Source organism: Photorhabdus machadonis (assembly GCF_052657765.1).
Genome location: NZ_CP199761.1, coordinates 4,627,504 through 4,644,742, shown reverse-complemented (window position 1 = coordinate 4,644,742; position 17,239 = coordinate 4,627,504). Strand labels below are relative to the sequence as shown.

The following is a 17,239-nucleotide window of genomic DNA, read 5'->3' as shown; positions in this document are numbered from 1 at the left end:
CGGAACAGATGAAACTGTATAACTTAAAAGACAACAGCGAGCAGGTGAGTTTTGCGCAGGCGGTAAAGCAGGGGTTAGGCAAACAGCAAGGGCTTTTCTTTCCGCAAGATTTACCAGAATTTAACCGTGAAGAAATTGCTCAACTACTGAAACTGGATTTTGTTACCCGCAGCAGCCATATTCTTTCGGCGTTTATTGGTGATGAGATTCCGCCAGAACAACTGGCGGCGCGGGTTAAGAGCGCGTTTACTTTCCCTGCGCTGGTGGCAAAAGTGGAAGATGATGTTGCAACACTGGAATTGTTTCACGGCCCGACTCTGGCATTTAAAGATTTTGGTGGTCGTTTTATGGCGCAAATGCTGGCACAGGTTGCTGGTGAGCAGCCTGTGACTATCTTGACTGCGACTTCCGGCGATACCGGTGCAGCGGTAGCACACGCCTTTTATGGGTTGAACAATGTACAGGTAGTGATCCTTTATCCGCAGGGAAAAATCAGCCCGTTACAGGAAAAACTGTTCTGTACATTGGGCGGTAATATTCATACGGTGGCGATTGAGGGTGATTTCGATGATTGTCAGGCACTGGTTAAGCAGGCGTTTGATGATAATGCGTTAAAACAGGCTCTGTATCTCAATTCAGCTAACTCAATTAACATCAGCCGCTTGTTGGCGCAAATTTGCTATTACTTTGAGGCGGTTGCTCAATTACCAGAAGATAAACGTGAACAACTGGTTATCTCTGTACCAAGTGGGAATTTTGGTGATTTGACCGCAGGTTTATTGGCGAAATCAATGGGGCTGCCAGTAAAACGCTTTATTGCTGCGACTAATGTAAACGATACGGTTCCACGTTATCTGACTGAGGGAAAATGGGTGCCTCATCAGACAGTTGCCACGCTTTCCAATGCAATGGATGTTAGTCAGCCAAACAACTGGCCGCGTATTGAAGCGCTGTTTTGTCGTAAATCTTGGCCGTTAAGTGAATTGAGCTATGGTGTAGTCAGTGATGAAATGACTAAAGAGACGATTAAGGCGCTGGCTAAATTGGGTTATATCTCTGAGCCTCATGCTGCCATTGCTTACCGTGTCCTGCGTGATCAGCTACAAGAAGATGAATACGGGCTGTTTCTCGGTACGGCTCACCCGGCGAAATTTAAAGAGAGTGTGGAGCAAATTTTGGGTGAGGAATTGCCCTTGCCTGAAGCGCTGGCAGAACGGGCTGATTTAGCGTTGTTGTCCCATTATCTACCTGCAAATTTTGCTGAATTGCGTGCTTTCCTGATGGAAAGAGCACCTGAATAATTAACCTGAGCTTCGCTTAAGGGAAGGGAACTAAAGTGCCTGAGGCACGATCAAAGTTTTTGCTAAAGAAAACAAAATCGTGGAGACCCTCAGGCATGGTTAATTTAGAAGAACTTTACTGCTGCGTCGATGACTTTTGCCAAAAATTTATTCCTCTCTGGCATCAACAACTCATTGAACATGGATTACGTAAACGACACCGGGAGGCATCTCTTTCTCTCAGTGAAGTCATGATGATCCTCATTTTATTTCATATGAGTCATTATCGTGATTTTAAAACATTTTATATTGAACATGTAAAACAATATCTTACAGCCGATTTCCCCGGATTAGTCAGCTATACGCGTATCCTCACCCTGAAAAAAAGGGCGCTTATTCCTTTATGCGCTTTTCTTTCATCACGTAAGGCACAAACTCAAGGAATTGCTTTTATTGATTCCACCAAAATTGCTGTTTGTCACAATCGTCGTATTCCTCGTCATCGCGTATTTGAAGGGATGGCACAACGAGGTAAAACGAGCACAGGCTGGTTTTATGGCTTTAAACTTCATTTGGTTATCAATGATTGCGGTGAATTGTTAGCCGTGAAACTCACCGCAGGAAACCAGGATGATCGTCAGCCAGTCAGCGCGTTGACAAAAGGACTCACAGGCTGTTTGTATGGGGATAAAGGGTATTTGTCCCAGGCTTTATGCGATGAGTTAGAAGCGGAAGGTGTCACGTTAATCACCAATGTCCGGAGTAACATGAAAGCCAAAGCATTATCTCTCTGGGATAGGTTGATGTTAAGACGGCGATTTTTGATAGAAACGGTCGTCGACCAGCTCAAAAATATTTCTCAGATAGAACATTCAAGGCATCGCAGTCAGCTCGGTTTTTTGTTAGAAGTTGCTGCCGGTCTTATTGCTTATACATTCCAGCCTAAAAAACCGAGCTTGAATCTACGGGATAATGAGATCGCTATCTTTAAACGAAGCTGAGGTTAATTAAGAAAATAAACGCCGCACAGATCATGCGGCGTTTATATCAATAATAAAAGTTTTAACGTTGTTCCGGGCGTTTAAATACCAGCTCGTTCCCTTTGGATAACGACTCATCAAAGGCATAGCCATCCAGATTAAACTCCACCAGACGGTCAGTTTGGGTTAGCTGATTTTGAATAATAAACCGGCTCATCAGCCCACGGGCTTTTTTCGCATAAAAACTGATGATTTTATATTTACCGTTTTTCTCATCAAGGAATACGGGTTTGATAATTTTACCGGCTAATTTTTTCGTATTAACGGATTTGAAGTATTCATCGGAAGCCAGATTAACCAATATATTATCGTCTTGCTGCTCTAGGGCTTCATTGATCTTTTCAGTGATCAGATCTCCCCAGAAAGAGTAGAGATCTTTACCGCGTTTATTTTCCAGTTTGATCCCCATTTCCAGCCGGTAAGGTTGCATCAGATCCAAAGGACGAAGCACGCCGTAAAGACCGGACAAGATCCGCAGATGATCCTGAGCAAAATCAAAATCCCTATCGGAAAAAACTTCAGCCTGCATACCGGTATAAACATCACCTTTAAATGCCAGAATAGCCTGACGTGCATTTTCTGGTGTGAAATCAGCATGCCATTCGCCAAAACGGGCGGCATTCAGACCGGCAAGTTTATCGCTGATCCCCATTAGGCTGGCAATTTGAGCAGGCGCCAGTTCTCGACAGATACTGATTAACTGCTTTGACTGGTCGAGTAATTCTGGCTGGCTGTATTTTGCCGTGGCAAGCGGGCTTTCATAATCAAGGGTTTTGGCAGGTGAAATAGTAATAAGCATAACGTCATCCCGGTTGTTCAGATTGAGTTACTTTAACAAAAACTCAGATGAAAAGAATAATAACAACGATAGCGGAAACTACTTGGCAGTGTTCTATAGGTCGTGACGACAGATACAAAATTAAAAACGGTTGCGAATAAGTGACTGTGAATGATCGTTTTTACCGCCTTGCAGCAAGGTCTTAGCATGTTATTATCAATGGATGGCTCAGTAACAATGCCTCAATTTCACGCATAACGATGAGATATGACAAAATGACCGATAAACTAACTTCCCTGCGTAAACTGACAACAGTAGTAGCAGATACCGGGGATATTGCGGCGATGAAACTTTATCAGCCACAAGATGCTACAACTAACCCATCTCTGATCCTTAACGCTGCACAGATCCCTGAATACCGCAAACTCATTGATGAGGCCATTGCGTGGGCACGTGAACAAAGTGATTCCCGTGAGCAGCAGATTGTGGATGCCAGCGATAAACTGGCTGTGAATATTGGTCTGGAAATTCTGAAACTGATCCCTGGCCGTATCTCTACCGAAGTGGATGCCCGCCTGTCTTATGACACCGAAGGTAGCATAGCTAAAGCTAAACGCCTGATTAAGTTGTATAACGAGGCGGGTATCAGCAATGATCGTATTCTGATCAAACTCGCTTCAACCTGGCAAGGTATCCGTGCGGCTGAACAGTTAGAAAAAGCAGGTATTAACTGTAACCTGACTTTGCTGTTCTCTTTCGCTCAGGCCCGCGCTTGCGCAGAAGCGGGTGCTTACCTGATTTCTCCATTCGTTGGCCGTATCCTTGATTGGTATAAAGCGAACAGTGATCAGAAAGAGTACGCTCCACACGAAGATCCGGGCGTAGTTTCTGTGACGGAAATCTATCAATATTATAAAGAACATGGCTATGACACTGTTGTGATGGGCGCAAGTTTCCGTAACTCCGGTGAGATTCTGGAATTGGCGGGTTGTGACCGTTTAACTATTGCCCCGGCACTGCTGAAAGAGCTGTCTGAAACTCAGGGTGAGGTTGAATGTAAGCTGGGTTATCGTGGTGAAATTAAAGCGCGTCCAGCACCACTGAATGAAGCTCAGTTCTATTGGGAACATCATCAGGATGCAATGGCTACAGAAAAACTGGCGGATGGCATCCGTAAATTTGCGGTAGATCAGGGCAAACTTGAGAAGATGATCGCTGATCTGCTGTAATTGCAGGTTATAAACTATTCTTTTTGTTTTAAAGGCGGCATAATTAGCCGCCTTTTTGCTGTTAGTTAATTATGTATTATTGAGGTTTGTATGAATGAATTGCGCATTGGCCTGGTATCCGTCTCTGATCGTGCATCAAGCGGTGTTTATCAGGACAAAGGGATTCCGGCACTGGAAGAGTGGTTGAAAAGTGCTATTACAACACCTTTCAGTATAGAAACCCGTCTGATCCCTGATGAGCAAATTATCATTGAACAAACCCTGTGCGAGCTGGTGGATGAAATCGGCTGTCATCTGGTTTTGACTACCGGTGGAACCGGCCCCGCACGCCGTGATGTGACTCCTGATGCAACATTGGCTGTTGCAGATCGTGAAATGCCAGGCTATGGCGAACAGATGCGTCAGATCAGCCTGAAATTTGTTCCAACAGCAATTTTATCCCGCCAGATTGGCGTTATCCGCAAACAGGCGCTTATTTTGAACTTGCCAGGGCAACCAAAAGCAATAGCAGAAACGTTGGAAGGTTTGAAAGACGAAAATGGCAATGTTCTGGTATCCGGCATTTTTGCCAGCGTGCCATATTGTATCCAATTGCTGGATGGCCCATATGTCGAAACCGATGATAAGGTAGTTGCTGCTTTTAGACCGAAGAGTGCCTGTCGCTGAACAATGTACTAGCTGTGGAAAGAATCAGAAAAATCGTGCTTTTATCTGACTTTTATCGAAAGGCAATTTCAACATTATAAGTCTATAATTCATTTAGCATGTTGATTAGTTTTTTGGAATAAATTCCGAGGTGAAAAGATGAAGCGGTCAAAAAAAGCAAAGATAATTGGCTTTATTTCTGGTTTAGCATTGGTGATGAGCGCAATATCTCCAATAATAACGCAAGCAACGGAAACAAAGACGACGGTAGTTCAGTTAATTAATCAGCGTCTTTCTTACATGAAAGATGTGGCAGGATATAAGGCCGAAAACCATTTACCTGTTGAGGTTATGGCTCAGGAAGATAAGGTGCTTGCCAAATCAATCAGTGAAGCCGAGTCTTTTGGATTAAGCGGAGAGTCAGTCAGGCCATTTATTGTAATCCAGATGGGGGCCGCGAAGGCAATTCAATATCGTTATCGGGCCGATTGGTTGTCAGTTCCTGAAAATGGCTGGCAGCCAAAACCGTTAGATGATGTTCGTATTAAAATTAGCGGGTTAAGTACTGAAATTCTCCAACAAATGGCGGTTCTGCTAAAAGACGGAGCAAGGATAGATGCTTCTGATAAGGAAATGTTTATGGCGAATATTCAACAACATAACTTAAAGGATTCGGATAAACAGCAAATTTTTGCTGCGCTTGAAAAAGTGAAATTGAAATAATAGTGGCGCCTTACTCTTTAGTCAAAATCACCGTAAACCTTTGCCTAATGCGGTCGGAGAGATGAAGGTGGGAAAAATAGCTACATATTGAAGTAGAGCTGTCACTAAAGGCAGTTAGTTTCAGTGCCACAATAAGGATGGAATACCCGTACGCCAGATCGATTATCCTAGTGATATATTGGCGATGACTAAGTAAATAGCCAGAATTTGCGCACTGAATCTAACATGCATTATATATTTTCCTTATATGGGATTTACCAAATAAGTGTATATATCTCTTTGTGGCAGAGTGCTTCCATTAAAACGTTCACCATCATAAAAAATACATGAAGCCGCAGGGCCTTGTCCACCATAAGGAAGAAAACCGCGTTCTTCTTTATGGAGGTCCGTATTATGGAGGATACTTTCTTTGAGGTGTAATTTCTCATCCAGTTGATGAGAAATATAATCACTGGTTCCAAATAAGGAGATGTACATAGCGTTGTTCGGGTATTGTGGGTCTGAGAAGTAAAGATGTAGGTCGGAATCAGTATTATATTCTTGAAGAAAAAATACAGGCGCGAAAAATTCCTTATAATTCCCTCCAAGATAAATAGGTTTCTCAAATACTGTAGGTTTAATCATACCGTTAATAGGGTTGACTTCACCGCCATATGTACAGAACTCTCGATATTGCTTGAATATATTGGCAATTTTTATAGTGTGATCAATATCACTGTTGGGACCGACAATATTTTCTCTCACACTATAGGGGCCAACTTTATTTTCAAGCAAAGTCAGGTCTGATAACAACCGTTCTTTGAAATTCTTATACATTTTACTATGTACTAATATGGTGTTAGGGCCAGCGCAATCTTGGCCTTGATTGTAAAGAACGACACTTTTAGCACTTTCGACAGCTTTCTCTATATTCGCATCATCTGAAACAATTAAAGGATTATGGCCCGAACCATTGAGGATAAATAGTGTTTTTTTCTTAAAATATTTTCGAACTTTTAATGCATTTTCTGGCGTTCCTGTAAAAATCACCGCATCTGTAATTTTTATCCGGTCGCTAAGAAAATTTTCTTTTTCGGCAAAGGATACCGATAAAGAAGGTGAATATTGTGTGATGTCTATTGCATTAAGGAGACGTTTGTAATGTGGGGTCATGGCTGTCGGTGGTCGAATACAAACATCTTTTGACATCATGGAGGGGATAAATCCAAAACATACAGATGCATAAATAGGCTGATTTAATGGAAGAAATGAGGTTACACCGTAAATTTTCTTTTTGAAATAGTTTTGGTTCATCTCAATATTCAAAAGCAAATCTGTCGATCTTTCAATTTCATCTTCTGTGACATTTTTACATTGATAGGAAGATAATGCCTCAATAATATGATCTTTCTTTTCGACTAAAGCATCTGCGAATAATTGGCAGGTTTTTTTTACACTTTCGAAATCGATATCTTCATAGAGTAGAGAAGAGCCCATTTGATCATCCTCTTTATTATTTCTTGTTAATAATTCGTGTTGTTCAATAGCTGGATTTTTAGCAGGAAGTAGGGTGTCCATTGTAAGGACCGGATTTTGCAAACGCTTTGTTGCAACTTCGATACCGACAGTACCAAACCAGGTTTTAAGTTTAGGTCCGTGGATAGTTCCAAACAAAGCTCGATTAAGTAGACTCCATGCTTCATTTGGTTGTCTTTCTGGGAATAACTTGATGAATATATTGATGGCAAATTTATGTAGTTCATTGGCATTGCATACAAAGCCAGTCGTCAAATTATCTGCTATCGTGGAGATATATCGTTTTTCATGTTCGGTACTTAGTCCATTAGATCCGTAGTTAAATATTCTTTCATGATAATTGTAACTGTAATTGATAACATCATCAGTGATTTCAGATCGAGATTTTCTCGCATATAGAAGTAAGAATTTTCTGGCTGAAAGCTTATCAACAGGCTTAGAGGCAAATAACATGCGAACAGCCTTTTCGAAACCTATATTGCATGAAGATCGTTTCTCATCTGTTCTGTCATTGAGTTTTGGTGCAAGTGCGATATGAAATTTTAATGTCCGTTGAGGCTTTTTAGACAGATACCACTCTATCGCTCCTTTTTTTAATAAATTCTCGGCATCGGATAAGGAGAAGCCGTTACCTTTAGATTTAGAAATTTTTTTACCACTTGCATCCAGAAAAAGCCCGTATCTATATAACCTAGGGATGGGGGCGTTTAATGCTTCTGCGATTTCTTTGACCACTTTGGCTGAATCACTCAGATCTTCACCATGCATTTCAAAATCAATCGATCTGGAAAGCAATCGCATTGCCCAATCAGCTTTCCATTGGAGTTTACAGTGACCATTGAGGACAGAAATTGTTTGCTCTTCATCCAAAACTTCAGACTTGTAAAATTCACTTAGCTCAACAGCATATTCATAACCGGGCTTATTTATCACTTCGCTGCTGGGAATAAAATAAGTCATTTCTCCCTTATTCCAATCAACGTTTGTCACCTTTATATGTTCAATAACATTTCCAGTAATGGGAGATATAGGCATAACAATACTATATGTCCTTTGTCTTAAAGGCCCGGTTGAATTCATACAAATAGTGTTGATTTTATCGTAGTTTTTAATTAATTCAGTAAGTTGTTTATTATAGTCTCCTTTGGAATAAGCTAATGAATTGCGGATAAAAGTATAATTGATATTGTATCTTTCAGCCAGTTGTATCAATTTATTTTCAGACATCGCAGAAAAAGAATTGAACTCACCATAGGGATCAGGTACTTGGTTAATAGGTTTACCAAGATAGCGTTTTAATTCTTCTTGTAATGGAACGTTTTCTGGTACTTTCCTGAAAGGATCGAGATCGTCTGATACTAGGAAAAGTTTGACTTTGTGACCAAGTTTTTCTAATTCCGTTTTAACGAAATTGGTCCGAATGATTTCACATAAGGTTCCTATATGAGGAAGGCCTGTAGGACCAAATCCTGAACCGATATTTATGACTTCGTCATTTGCTTTAGTATTGTGAATATAAAGCGCTTCTCTTAAAAACCATTTCATATTAGATAAAACCTCACTAAGTCTATAGTTGTTCTGCTCTTATTAGTTAATAACTTTAGGAAATTGGGCTATCCATAATCATGAGTCCAACGTATGAAGTTTTGATATGATTTGGTCTGTAAGATACAGATTGGGCTCAGTAGGTATTGTTGGTTACCATCATTGATATCATCTTCTCTGCAAGGTAAATAATGGACAGTAATTATTATGTAATAGGTATCAATAGAGTGGAGAAGCAAACTTGTCAATGGAAATAAAACATTACTATTTTTCAATAATTTCTGCGCGATTATTATCTCGGACGAGATCGTATTATCTTTATTATGCAATTCCATCTAAATCTCAATCATATGTTATTTAAAGATTTTTTTATTTCATTGCTTGTGACCGATTTCATGACAAATCATATTTATGCCAGAGTACAGCATTTAATGTGAGATGTTTTGCTTCCTTATATTATTGGTTGCTTTACCTAAGGGCAACCTTCTTTGTCAAAGCATTATATTAATTAAACTATTTAATCTTCACTAATGTTTTTAGTGGAAAATATTTTAATATTTGAGTGGATTTTAATGCATTAATTAATCGATATTTAAACGAAAAAATTAACAAATTCAACGTCAGACCAGATAATGAGGTGATTCCAACTTAAGGTTATACAATTAAATCTCCCCAGCTCTGCATGAGACAATTTCATTACCAGAAAGTAACATACAACACAGCGAGAATAATCATGATGGCATAAGCTGCTATGTTAAAACTGCGGTCAGTAACAAACATGGATGAAACTAATGTTATTCCTTTTAGATCATCATCGTTGGCCGATATGCTTAAACTTGTGGATGCAATAACAACCAACGTATAGAGCAAAGTATAGAGTATTTGATCCATGAATGGCATTGAGAGCGGCATAAATTTTAGGAATAAAGCAAAAGCTATTGATAAAACCACACCAATGATTGCTCCTTTACTGGTTGTTTTTTCCAGAATAAGTTAAATAAGTACACGGCTAAAATACCTGGTCTGACAAGATCGGTATGTTCTCTTTTCCTGGTGAGTTTATTTGTTATCGGATTGTAAATGTTACCATTTAGTTTGAATGTAATTAGAGCCACAAAATTATCATTAAATACCATTCTTGATACTGGCCTTTATTCGTAGCGATTTCAGGTAAATAACACATTAAGTCATTTTACTGCCACTTTTAGTTAATATTTTTATAAGATATCAATGTCATTGTTTTATCTATATCTTTAATTCATTTTCGCACTTTGTGTGAAATCGTTTACATTTGCGTGATTAATATCTCAGATTGGTGTTGAGGTGCATTGTTACACTGAGGTCAGTCCAAGTATTAACAAATACTTTCACAAATGATGCTGAAAAATATAAATAAAGTAGAGACTGTTATGTCTAAGATTGAATTTAATCCTGTTGAACATCCCCATCGTCGTTATAATCCTCTAACAGGACAATGGGTTTTGGTCTCTCCCCATCGGGTGAAACGGCCATGGCGTGGGCAAGATGAGCAGTCATTAATAGACGATATCCCAAACTATGATGAGCAATGTTTCCTTTGCCCATCAAACGTGCGTATTTCCGGCGAGCAAAATCCTGCTTATCAAGCAACGTTTGTTTTCAATAATGATTTTTCGGCTTTAATGCCAGATTCGCCTGATGTACCACAATCGCATCACCCGTTATTTAAAACGCAAGGGGTACGAGGGTTAAGCTGTGTGATCTGTTTTTCTCCTGATCACAGTAAAACATTGCCTGAATTGTCTGTTGAACAAATTAGTCAATTAATTGATACCTGGAATGAACAAATTGAAATACTGGGTAAAGAGTATCTCTGGGTGCAATTATTTGAGAATAAGGGAGAAACAATGGGGTGTTCTCAGCCTCATCCGCATGGGCAAATCTGGGCAAATAGTTTTTTGCCAAATGAAATTGAGCGTAAAGATAAACAGTTGCGAGCCTATTATCAGGAGCATAAGTCTAACTTACTGGTGGATTATGTTCAGGCTGAATTAGCTAATGGTGAGCGAATTGTGGTTAATACCATGCATTGGCTGGCGGTTGTGCCTTATTGGGCAGCATGGCCCTATGAAACTCTGTTGTTACCTAAAGTTCATGTTCGTCGTATGAATGAATTAACAGATGGACAACGCGGTGATTTAGCGGTCGCACTTAAAAAACTCACCAGTCGTTATGACAATTTATTTCAAAGTTCTTTTCCTTATTCTATGGGCTGGCATTTTGCCCCGTTTTTTGAACGAGATACAGATATTGAACATTGGCAATTACACGCACTTTTCTATCCGCCATTATTGCGGTCTGCTACCGTGCGAAAATTCATGGTGGGTTATGAAATGTTTGCTGAAACGCAACGTGATTTAACCGCAGAGCAAGCAGCCAAAATTCTGCGTGCTTTGAGTGACATGCATTATAAAGAGCAAAAGTGATTATGCCCGGTGGCGATATTTCATTGAAAGTGTTGTGCGTTTAACGCTATATTTGAGAATAACGTGATGAAAATTTTAATTAATTGCGCTAAAGGTATGTTTAATTCAGTATTCCATTGTACACCAACGCATATTATTCAAGCGCCAGGTCGGGTTAATTTGATTGGAGAGCACACTGATTATAATGATGGTTTCGTATTACCATGTGCCATTAATTACCACGTTGTGGTTGCCGCGGCGAAACGGCAGGATAATATTATTCGTGTTGTTTCAGTTGATTATGGTAATCAATTAGATGAGTTTGATATCAGTCAACCTATTATATTTCACGAAAGTAAAATGTGGATCAATTATATTAGAGGAGTTGTGAAGTATCTGCTCCTTCGTGGGTATTCATTTAAAGGGGCAGATATTGTAGTGACTGGAAATATACCGCAGGGAGCGGGATTAAGCTCATCGGCTGCATTGGAAACGGTTATTGGTCAAACATTTAAAACCCTTTACCATTTAACCATTAGTCAAACAGAAATTGCGCTAAATGGGCAGCAAGCAGAAAATGAATTTGTGGGCTGCCATTGCGGCATTATGGATCAATTAATTTCAGCAGAAGGGAAAAATAATTATGCGTTATTAATTGATTGCCGGCATTTAACTACTCAGGCTGTATCTATGCCTAAAGATATAGCGGTTATTATAATTAATTCGAATAAAAAACGAGAATTGGTTAGCAGTGAATACAATATTCGCCGGGCTCAATGTGAGCAAGCAGCGGCATTATTTGGTGTTAAAGCTTTGCGTGATGTGACAATAGATGAGTTTGAAAAGCGCATTTCTGAGCTTGATGGGGTAGTCGCTAAACGTGCACGCCATGTAATCACAGAAAATGAGCGTACACTTTTGGCAGCAAAAGCGTTAATGGCAGGAGGTGATATGCCATTAATAGCAGAACTCATGACACAATCACATCAGTCAATGCGTGATGACTTTGAAATTACTGTACCTGAAATTGATATCTTGGTTGATATTGTGAAGCAAGTTATCGGTAAACAGGGTGGAGTAAGAATGACAGGAGGGGGATTTGGCGGTTGTGTGGTTGCTTTAGTGCCGCAAGTACAGGTTGATGCTGTTAAGGCCGCAGTAGCACAACACTATTTTGCATCGACAGGTCTGAAAGAAACCATTTATGTGTGTCAGGCTACGGATGGTGCGGGTCTGGTTGAAACCCTATAGGGAGAGCATAAAAAGCCTGGGGCACTCTATTCAATCGGCGAGAGAATGAGCAACTAAACGCACTTATCGGGCATCTCATCATGAAAGCCTATGTCGTTAAAATAGTACTTCGGGGTGTCAGTCCTATGGTCTGGCGTCGCTTCAGGCTATCAGGCGAGGCTTCTTTAGCGGCTTTTCACTAATATCATTCAGAGCGCTCAGGGATGGCATGATGATCACCTTCATCAATTCCATATTTTTGACATCCTCCTCCACTTTCATACTTCGTGACTCAAGAGGGGGATCCCCGTTAGTGGGCGACGACTGATCGCTCTGCGTCTGGTTCCTGCTTCAACGGGCGGCCTGACTGCACCGTCCCTCCACAGGCAAGCACGGCATGCCCTGCCGCTAAAATGTTACGAGCGCCGTTTACATCTGCATTCGCGGTATATCCACACACCTGGCACACAAATTTACTCTGCGACAAGCGTTCTCTTTTGCTGTATGACCGCAACATGCGCACCGCTGGCTGGTGTATGCCAGCGGGACTGCCAGTACCTGACCGCCGCGCCAGAGCTGCTTATATTCTAGCTGACGGCGCATTTCATACCAGCCCTGCTCCAGTATCGTGCGATTTAAGCCTGTTTTAGCCCGAACGTTCCTTCCGGGCTGTTCTGCCGTGCCTTTCGCTGACTTCGACATGTTACTAACCTTCAAATTTTCAATCACGATCATCGCGTGGTTTTTGCTTATTTTCGTGGTGGTCTTATGAAGGTAGTCGCGGCGAATATTGGCAATATACGCGTGCAGACGCTGAATTTTTCGCTTCTGTTTCTGCCAGTTGGCGCTGAACTTCACTTTGCGGCTTAACTGTCTCTGGCGCTTCGCCAGCTTGCGCTGGCGGGTTTTAAAACTGTTGACCGGTTCGTATATCGTACCGTCTGAGAGCGTCGCCAGTTTCGATATCCCGGCATCCAGACCCACCATGGTTGTTGATTCGTGGTGGGGCTCAGAGGCTTCTATCTCGACTTGAAACGACACATACCACTTACCCACTGACTGGCTGATCGTGGCATTTTTGATTTTGCCGTTTATATCCTGCGATTGCCGGAACTTTATCCATCCGAGCCCGGAAGGAAGCCTGACTCGGCGATTTTCAAGGAGACAATATTTTTCAAAATTGACGAACCGGATTGAATCCCTGCCGTCATTTTTTCGTTTCCATACAGGCGCTTTCACTGCCAGTGTTTTATCGAAGCAACGCCTCCATGCCCCATGTAAGTCTTTAAGTTTTTGTTGAAGGTTATCGGTGTAAGCCTCCTATAAGAAGGCGTATTCCGGTGTTTTTTTCCACCCCGTGAGCATTCGGTTTAGTTCAAACGCTGAGGGAAGTTTTCCGCCAGAATCCAGAATGTGTTTTGTTACCTCAAGTCCGTGATTCCAGACAAAACGAGCACACCCGCATAACTGCCGCAAACGCGACGACTGTTCTTCAGTTGGCTCTAGGTTGTGTCCCTTAATGTAAATTGATAGTACTATCATCTAAACTGTTTTCAATATGGGAAAAAGATGATGGCACGTTACGACATTCCTGATGACGCATGGGTAGTGATAGAACCTTGTTTACCTCCGGTCCATTCAGAGCGGGCAGGACGTCCACATGTTGAACACCGCCGTGTGATGAATGGAATGTTCTGGGTCTTGTGCTCTGGGGCACCGTGGCGTGATTTACCTGAACGCTATGGTTCTTGGAAAACGGTCTATAACCGATTTAATCGCTGGTCAAACTCGGGCATTATCAACAAGATATTTAATCGGTTACTGTCCATTCTGGATGAAAAAGGCTCGATTGACTGGGCTGAAATTTGCCTGGATGGCAGCAATATTCGCGCGAGTAAAGATGCGGCAGGCGCGAAAAAAAACATCCCGATATCACTGACGACCATGCGTTGGGTCGCTCACGCGGTGGTTATGGCACCAAAATCCACCTGGCAACTGACGGAAAGGGCTTCCCACTCAACCTGATGTTGACGGCAGGCCAGGCCCATGAGAGTCAAACGGCTATTCCTTTGCTTGATGGCATTGGCGTCCAACGCAAGAATGGCTTTATGAAACGGCGTGGCAAAGCGGTGTTGGCAGATAAAGGCTATTCGGGAAGAAAACTCCGCGGTTACCTGCGCAAATTGAGAATAAAGAGCATTATTCCTTATAAAATCAATGAAAAAGGGCATAGTGATGGTCGTACACAATTTGATGAACAGGCTTATTGTGACCGTAATGTTGTCGAACGCTGTTTTGGTTTTTTGAAAGGTAATCGACGTATTGCCACCCGCTATGAAAAAACAGCACGAAACTATCTGTCGATGGTGAAATTAGGCTGTATTCGACTCTTTTGCCGGAGATTATATAATTAAGGGACACAACCTAGTTTTGCTTCCTTATGGACTGAGTTAAAACTAGCCTCCGGGAATATAGACCAATGGCGAGTCGTTGGATCCTTTTGTTCATAATATAAGCCATAACTATCCTCAATTGATGTAACTCGTAGAGTCAGCATACCGTCTGACAACCCTGATTCAGGGAGTAGTTTTAACTTGTTTTTTTGTACAGTATTTAGCACTTCCCTCGTTAGATACAATATTACAACATCAACAAAATCACCTTCCGAATTAAATGATTTAGTTAATCCACAATAAACAAAGCCGATACTCATAGCATCCGAAATTAAATAAGTATCATCGGAATTTATTTGAGTTTGTATCACTTTATCTAGTTTGACAATTTTATGGAAAAAGAAACCCATTCGTTTATAAGGAGTATTTTCTAATTTTCTATCTACATAATTAAAAGAATGATGTAATAAAGAAAATATTTCACAATCAAAATTAAATGTGGCTATGTAAGCATCCGTATTAATTTGAAATCTGTTTTCATTTTTTTGAAAGCTATGCACCTTAATTTTCTCTAGATATTTTCCCCAATCAGCTAAGTTGTTGTATGATTCTATAAGTTCTTTTTCTATATTATTCTCACGCATGAGTCACCTTTTTCTTTAAAAAGTTCACAAAAACTATTTAACATTGTGAGCATATGGATGATATATTGAGGAAAGTTGAAATAATACTATCCATAAGTATAGGTTTTATATTTATTACACAGGGAAAACAAGTCTAATTTAACCTTATATCTTGATTATCATTTTTACAGGTCGTGTATTCAAGGTATTGACTCGCTTTAAACATAGTACTTGCGCTTAGTGAAAATACTAATGATTTTGTCATGCATTTCGGCCGATTTTGAATAACCGAGTGTCTTACGATTCAGTCGTTTAATCCGGTTACGCAAAGTCAAATTTCCATATTCGATACGTTGTGTGAAACCTTATTCCTAATAAGGTGTTGGCTTATCGGCAAGAGGTTGTAAGCATTGAAATTGTCTGTATACTAGGGGCTGTTGATGTTTTAAAGTCATTATTCAATCAACCCACATCGGCAACCAGACAATGATGAATGCGAGTGCCACCATACTGGTATAATTCCGTTCAAGTTTATCGTATCTCGTTGCTATTGCTCGAAAATGCTTAATTCGAGCAATAGCATTCTCGACTAAATGGCGATAACGGTATAAGCACTTATCAATACCCTGGTCTGTTTTTCGACTATTTTTACGATAAGGGAGCACTGGAGTCGCATCCCGTTGTTTAATAAACATCCTGAAACGCTGACTGTCATATCCTTTATCAGCAATAACTGCTTCGGAAGTGGGAGACTTGGAAATAAGGCTTTCTGCGTGAACACTGTCATGAACCTGCCCCCCCGAAAGTTCAAAATGAACGGGCAAGCCTCCGCTGTCTACCGCTAAATGGATCTTGGTTGAACGTCCACCACGACTTTTGCCTATCGCCTCGTCGTTATCTGAAGCAGCTCCAGCACTATGTTGATGAGCCCGAACGATAGTCCCATCAATGAACAACCACTCTGTATCTGCAATCGCAGATAACCCTTTGAAAATAATCTGTAAAATACCTCTCTTTGACCAAGCGTTGAAACGCGAAAAGACCGTATTCCATTTGCCGAATTCTGTGGGTAAATCGCGCCAGGGGATGCTTGTTCTCATCCGATAAATAATGCCTTCCAAGGTCAAACGGTGTTCAGGTTTATCATAAATCCAACCGGTGTGTTGCATGAATGCGGATAGCTTATTCCAGTAGAGATCTGTTAACATTGTTCTCGGCATGATGGTGAGGTCTGGTTGTTTTTTGGCGAAAGTAATTATATCAAATCATCATGCTGTCTAATAATCCCCCGAAAAACATCAACAACCCCTAGAAACTTCATTTGAAATTATGCCTGATGGCACTAGGCGATTTATTACAACAATCCCGAAAGAAGGAAAAAAATAATGTTTATTGAATCCTATCCTGATGAGCTAGATTTACTTTCCTTCTTTGAAAGTGAACCAACATTGGTAGATCATTCTGATAGACGTTTTGCATATGAATTTACCGATGGCAACGGAATCCACTTGGTATTCTCTTTTAATGTTCTGGAAGGATGGATACAGACTATTTTAGAGTTTAATGGAAACAAAATAGCAGGATATCTCAGTGAGGGTGTTAACAGCTTTAAAATCAAAGATGAAATAGATGGAGAGTATATACATGCTGAAATCGTCTTTACTGATACAAGAGCTGACGTTGAAATTAGATTAAAACCATTTATATCTGTTAAATGGGGAACATTAGTTAGATAGCAAAAGATCCCAGCTTAATTAAACTACACCCCGAAAGTTGGACACCCAACAAGTAGGG

At 40.7% G+C, this 17,239-nt stretch carries 15 protein-coding genes and 2 pseudogenes; 9 read left to right on the top strand and 8 right to left on the bottom strand.

Annotation, left to right across the window (positions count from 1 at the left end; translation table 11 throughout):
- The first annotated feature begins 8 nt into the window (after window positions 1-8).
- Together thrC and ACUN2T_RS22435 are read left to right on the top strand one after the other, a co-directional pair.
- A complete protein-coding gene (gene thrC, locus ACUN2T_RS22440; protein WP_445495117.1) occupies window positions 9-1,301 on the top strand; it encodes a threonine synthase in 1,293 nt (430 codons plus the stop codon).
- A gap of 95 nt (window positions 1,302-1,396) precedes the next feature.
- Window positions 1,397-2,281, top strand: a complete 885-nt coding sequence (locus ACUN2T_RS22435) for an IS982 family transposase (RefSeq protein WP_445494444.1) — start codon at window positions 1,397-1,399, stop codon at window positions 2,279-2,281.
- Window positions 2,282-2,342: 61 nt separating this feature from the next.
- On the opposite strand, the gene yaaA is transcribed toward ACUN2T_RS22435, so the two are convergent.
- Complete coding sequence (gene yaaA, locus ACUN2T_RS22430; RefSeq protein WP_445495116.1) at window positions 2,343-3,119, bottom strand: peroxide stress protein YaaA; 777 nt, start codon at window positions 3,117-3,119, stop codon at window positions 2,343-2,345.
- Window positions 3,120-3,373: 254 nt separating this feature from the next.
- Between yaaA and tal the strand changes: the two genes are divergently transcribed.
- The 3 genes from tal to ACUN2T_RS22415 all read left to right on the top strand — a co-directional run bounded on the left by tal (window position 3,374) and on the right by ACUN2T_RS22415 (window position 5,695).
- Window positions 3,374-4,327, top strand: a complete 954-nt coding sequence (tal, locus tag ACUN2T_RS22425; RefSeq protein ID WP_445495115.1) for a transaldolase — start codon at window positions 3,374-3,376, stop codon at window positions 4,325-4,327.
- Window positions 4,328-4,417: 90 nt separating this feature from the next.
- A complete protein-coding gene (gene mog / locus ACUN2T_RS22420; RefSeq protein WP_445495114.1) occupies window positions 4,418-4,993 on the top strand; it encodes a molybdopterin adenylyltransferase in 576 nt (191 codons plus the stop codon).
- 138 nt (window positions 4,994-5,131) lie between these two features.
- Window positions 5,132-5,695 carry a chorismate mutase gene (locus ACUN2T_RS22415; protein WP_445495113.1) on the top strand — a complete coding sequence of 188 codons (564 nt, stop codon included), beginning with the start codon at window positions 5,132-5,134 and terminating at the stop codon, window positions 5,693-5,695.
- Between the two features lie 243 nt (window positions 5,696-5,938).
- On the opposite strand, the gene ACUN2T_RS22410 is transcribed toward ACUN2T_RS22415, so the two are convergent.
- Together ACUN2T_RS22410 and ACUN2T_RS22405 are read right to left on the bottom strand one after the other, a co-directional pair.
- Entirely contained in the window at window positions 5,939-8,755 is a 2,817-nt protein-coding gene (locus tag ACUN2T_RS22410; protein WP_445495112.1) for an aldehyde dehydrogenase family protein, read from the bottom strand.
- 696 nt (window positions 8,756-9,451) lie between these two features.
- Window positions 9,452-9,655, bottom strand: coding sequence for a hypothetical protein (locus ACUN2T_RS22405; protein WP_445495111.1), 204 nt, complete (start codon window positions 9,653-9,655; stop codon window positions 9,452-9,454).
- Window positions 9,656-10,164: 509 nt separating this feature from the next.
- On the opposite strand from ACUN2T_RS22405, the gene ACUN2T_RS22400 reads away from it, so the two are divergent.
- Entirely contained in the window at window positions 10,165-11,220 is a 1,056-nt protein-coding gene (locus ACUN2T_RS22400; protein ID WP_445495110.1) for a UDP-glucose--hexose-1-phosphate uridylyltransferase, read from the top strand.
- Window positions 11,221-11,286: 66 nt separating this feature from the next.
- Window positions 11,287-12,450, top strand: a complete 1,164-nt coding sequence (gene galK / locus ACUN2T_RS22395; RefSeq protein WP_445495109.1) for a galactokinase — start codon at window positions 11,287-11,289, stop codon at window positions 12,448-12,450.
- Between the two features lie 289 nt (window positions 12,451-12,739).
- Here the strand turns inward: galK and ACUN2T_RS22390 are convergent.
- Both ACUN2T_RS22390 and ACUN2T_RS22385 read right to left on the bottom strand, forming a co-directional pair.
- Window positions 12,740-13,683 (bottom strand): annotated as a pseudogene (locus ACUN2T_RS22390) (RNA-guided endonuclease InsQ/TnpB family protein); the annotation flags it as partial.
- A gap of 66 nt (window positions 13,684-13,749) precedes the next feature.
- Entirely contained in the window at window positions 13,750-13,971 is a 222-nt protein-coding gene (locus ACUN2T_RS22385) for a helix-turn-helix domain-containing protein (RefSeq protein ID WP_445495108.1), read from the bottom strand.
- 30 nt (window positions 13,972-14,001) lie between these two features.
- Here ACUN2T_RS22385 and ACUN2T_RS22380 point away from each other — a divergent pair.
- Window positions 14,002-14,843 (top strand): IS5 family transposase gene (locus ACUN2T_RS22380; RefSeq protein WP_445497825.1). Its coding sequence is split into 2 segments (ribosomal slippage): window positions 14,002-14,344 and window positions 14,344-14,843, totalling 843 coding nucleotides; the frame shifts between segments, so codons are not numbered across the junction.
- Here the strand turns inward: ACUN2T_RS22380 and ACUN2T_RS22375 are convergent.
- The 3 genes and pseudogenes from ACUN2T_RS22375 to ACUN2T_RS22365 form a co-directional block, all read right to left on the bottom strand.
- Window positions 14,840-15,466: a hypothetical protein gene (locus tag ACUN2T_RS22375; RefSeq protein WP_445495107.1), complete on the bottom strand. Its 627-nt coding sequence runs from the start codon at window positions 15,464-15,466 to the stop codon at window positions 14,840-14,842. The genes ACUN2T_RS22380 and ACUN2T_RS22375 overlap by 4 nt on opposite strands.
- Before the next feature lie 197 nt (window positions 15,467-15,663).
- Window positions 15,664-15,869 (bottom strand): annotated as a pseudogene (locus ACUN2T_RS22370) (IS1 family transposase); the annotation flags it as partial.
- A gap of 34 nt (window positions 15,870-15,903) precedes the next feature.
- A complete protein-coding gene (locus ACUN2T_RS22365; protein WP_445494372.1) occupies window positions 15,904-16,665 on the bottom strand; it encodes an IS5 family transposase in 762 nt (253 codons plus the stop codon).
- Window positions 16,666-16,830: 165 nt separating this feature from the next.
- Here ACUN2T_RS22365 and ACUN2T_RS22360 point away from each other — a divergent pair, with 165 nt between their 5' ends.
- Window positions 16,831-17,181, top strand: coding sequence for a hypothetical protein (locus ACUN2T_RS22360; protein ID WP_445495106.1), 351 nt, complete (start codon window positions 16,831-16,833; stop codon window positions 17,179-17,181).
- Window positions 17,182-17,239 lie beyond the last annotated feature (58 nt).

What these genes read in the sequence shown, in the direction of transcription:
- yaaA (WP_445495116.1), bottom strand. Translation starts at nt 3,119, where the DNA reads ATGCTTATTACTATTTCACCTGCCAAAACCCTTGATTATGAAAGCCCG.
- ACUN2T_RS22405 (WP_445495111.1), bottom strand. Translation starts at nt 9,655, where the DNA reads ATGCCATTCATGGATCAAATACTCTATACTTTGCTCTATACGTTGGTT.
- ACUN2T_RS22415 (WP_445495113.1), top strand. Translation starts at nt 5,132, where the DNA reads ATGAAGCGGTCAAAAAAAGCAAAGATAATTGGCTTTATTTCTGGTTTA.
- ACUN2T_RS22365 (WP_445494372.1), bottom strand. Translation starts at nt 16,665, where the DNA reads ATGCCGAGAACAATGTTAACAGATCTCTACTGGAATAAGCTATCCGCA.
- mog (WP_445495114.1), top strand. Translation starts at nt 4,418, where the DNA reads ATGAATGAATTGCGCATTGGCCTGGTATCCGTCTCTGATCGTGCATCA.
- ACUN2T_RS22435 (WP_445494444.1), top strand. Translation starts at nt 1,397, where the DNA reads ATGGTTAATTTAGAAGAACTTTACTGCTGCGTCGATGACTTTTGCCAA.
- galK (WP_445495109.1), top strand. Translation starts at nt 11,287, where the DNA reads ATGAAAATTTTAATTAATTGCGCTAAAGGTATGTTTAATTCAGTATTC.
- ACUN2T_RS22410 (WP_445495112.1), bottom strand. Translation starts at nt 8,755, where the DNA reads ATGAAATGGTTTTTAAGAGAAGCGCTTTATATTCACAATACTAAAGCA.
- ACUN2T_RS22360 (WP_445495106.1), top strand. Translation starts at nt 16,831, where the DNA reads ATGTTTATTGAATCCTATCCTGATGAGCTAGATTTACTTTCCTTCTTT.
- thrC (WP_445495117.1), top strand. Translation starts at nt 9, where the DNA reads ATGAAACTGTATAACTTAAAAGACAACAGCGAGCAGGTGAGTTTTGCG.
- ACUN2T_RS22385 (WP_445495108.1), bottom strand. Translation starts at nt 13,971, where the DNA reads ATGATAGTACTATCAATTTACATTAAGGGACACAACCTAGAGCCAACT.
- ACUN2T_RS22375 (WP_445495107.1), bottom strand. Translation starts at nt 15,466, where the DNA reads ATGCGTGAGAATAATATAGAAAAAGAACTTATAGAATCATACAACAAC.
- ACUN2T_RS22400 (WP_445495110.1), top strand. Translation starts at nt 10,165, where the DNA reads ATGTCTAAGATTGAATTTAATCCTGTTGAACATCCCCATCGTCGTTAT.
- tal (WP_445495115.1), top strand. Translation starts at nt 3,374, where the DNA reads ATGACCGATAAACTAACTTCCCTGCGTAAACTGACAACAGTAGTAGCA.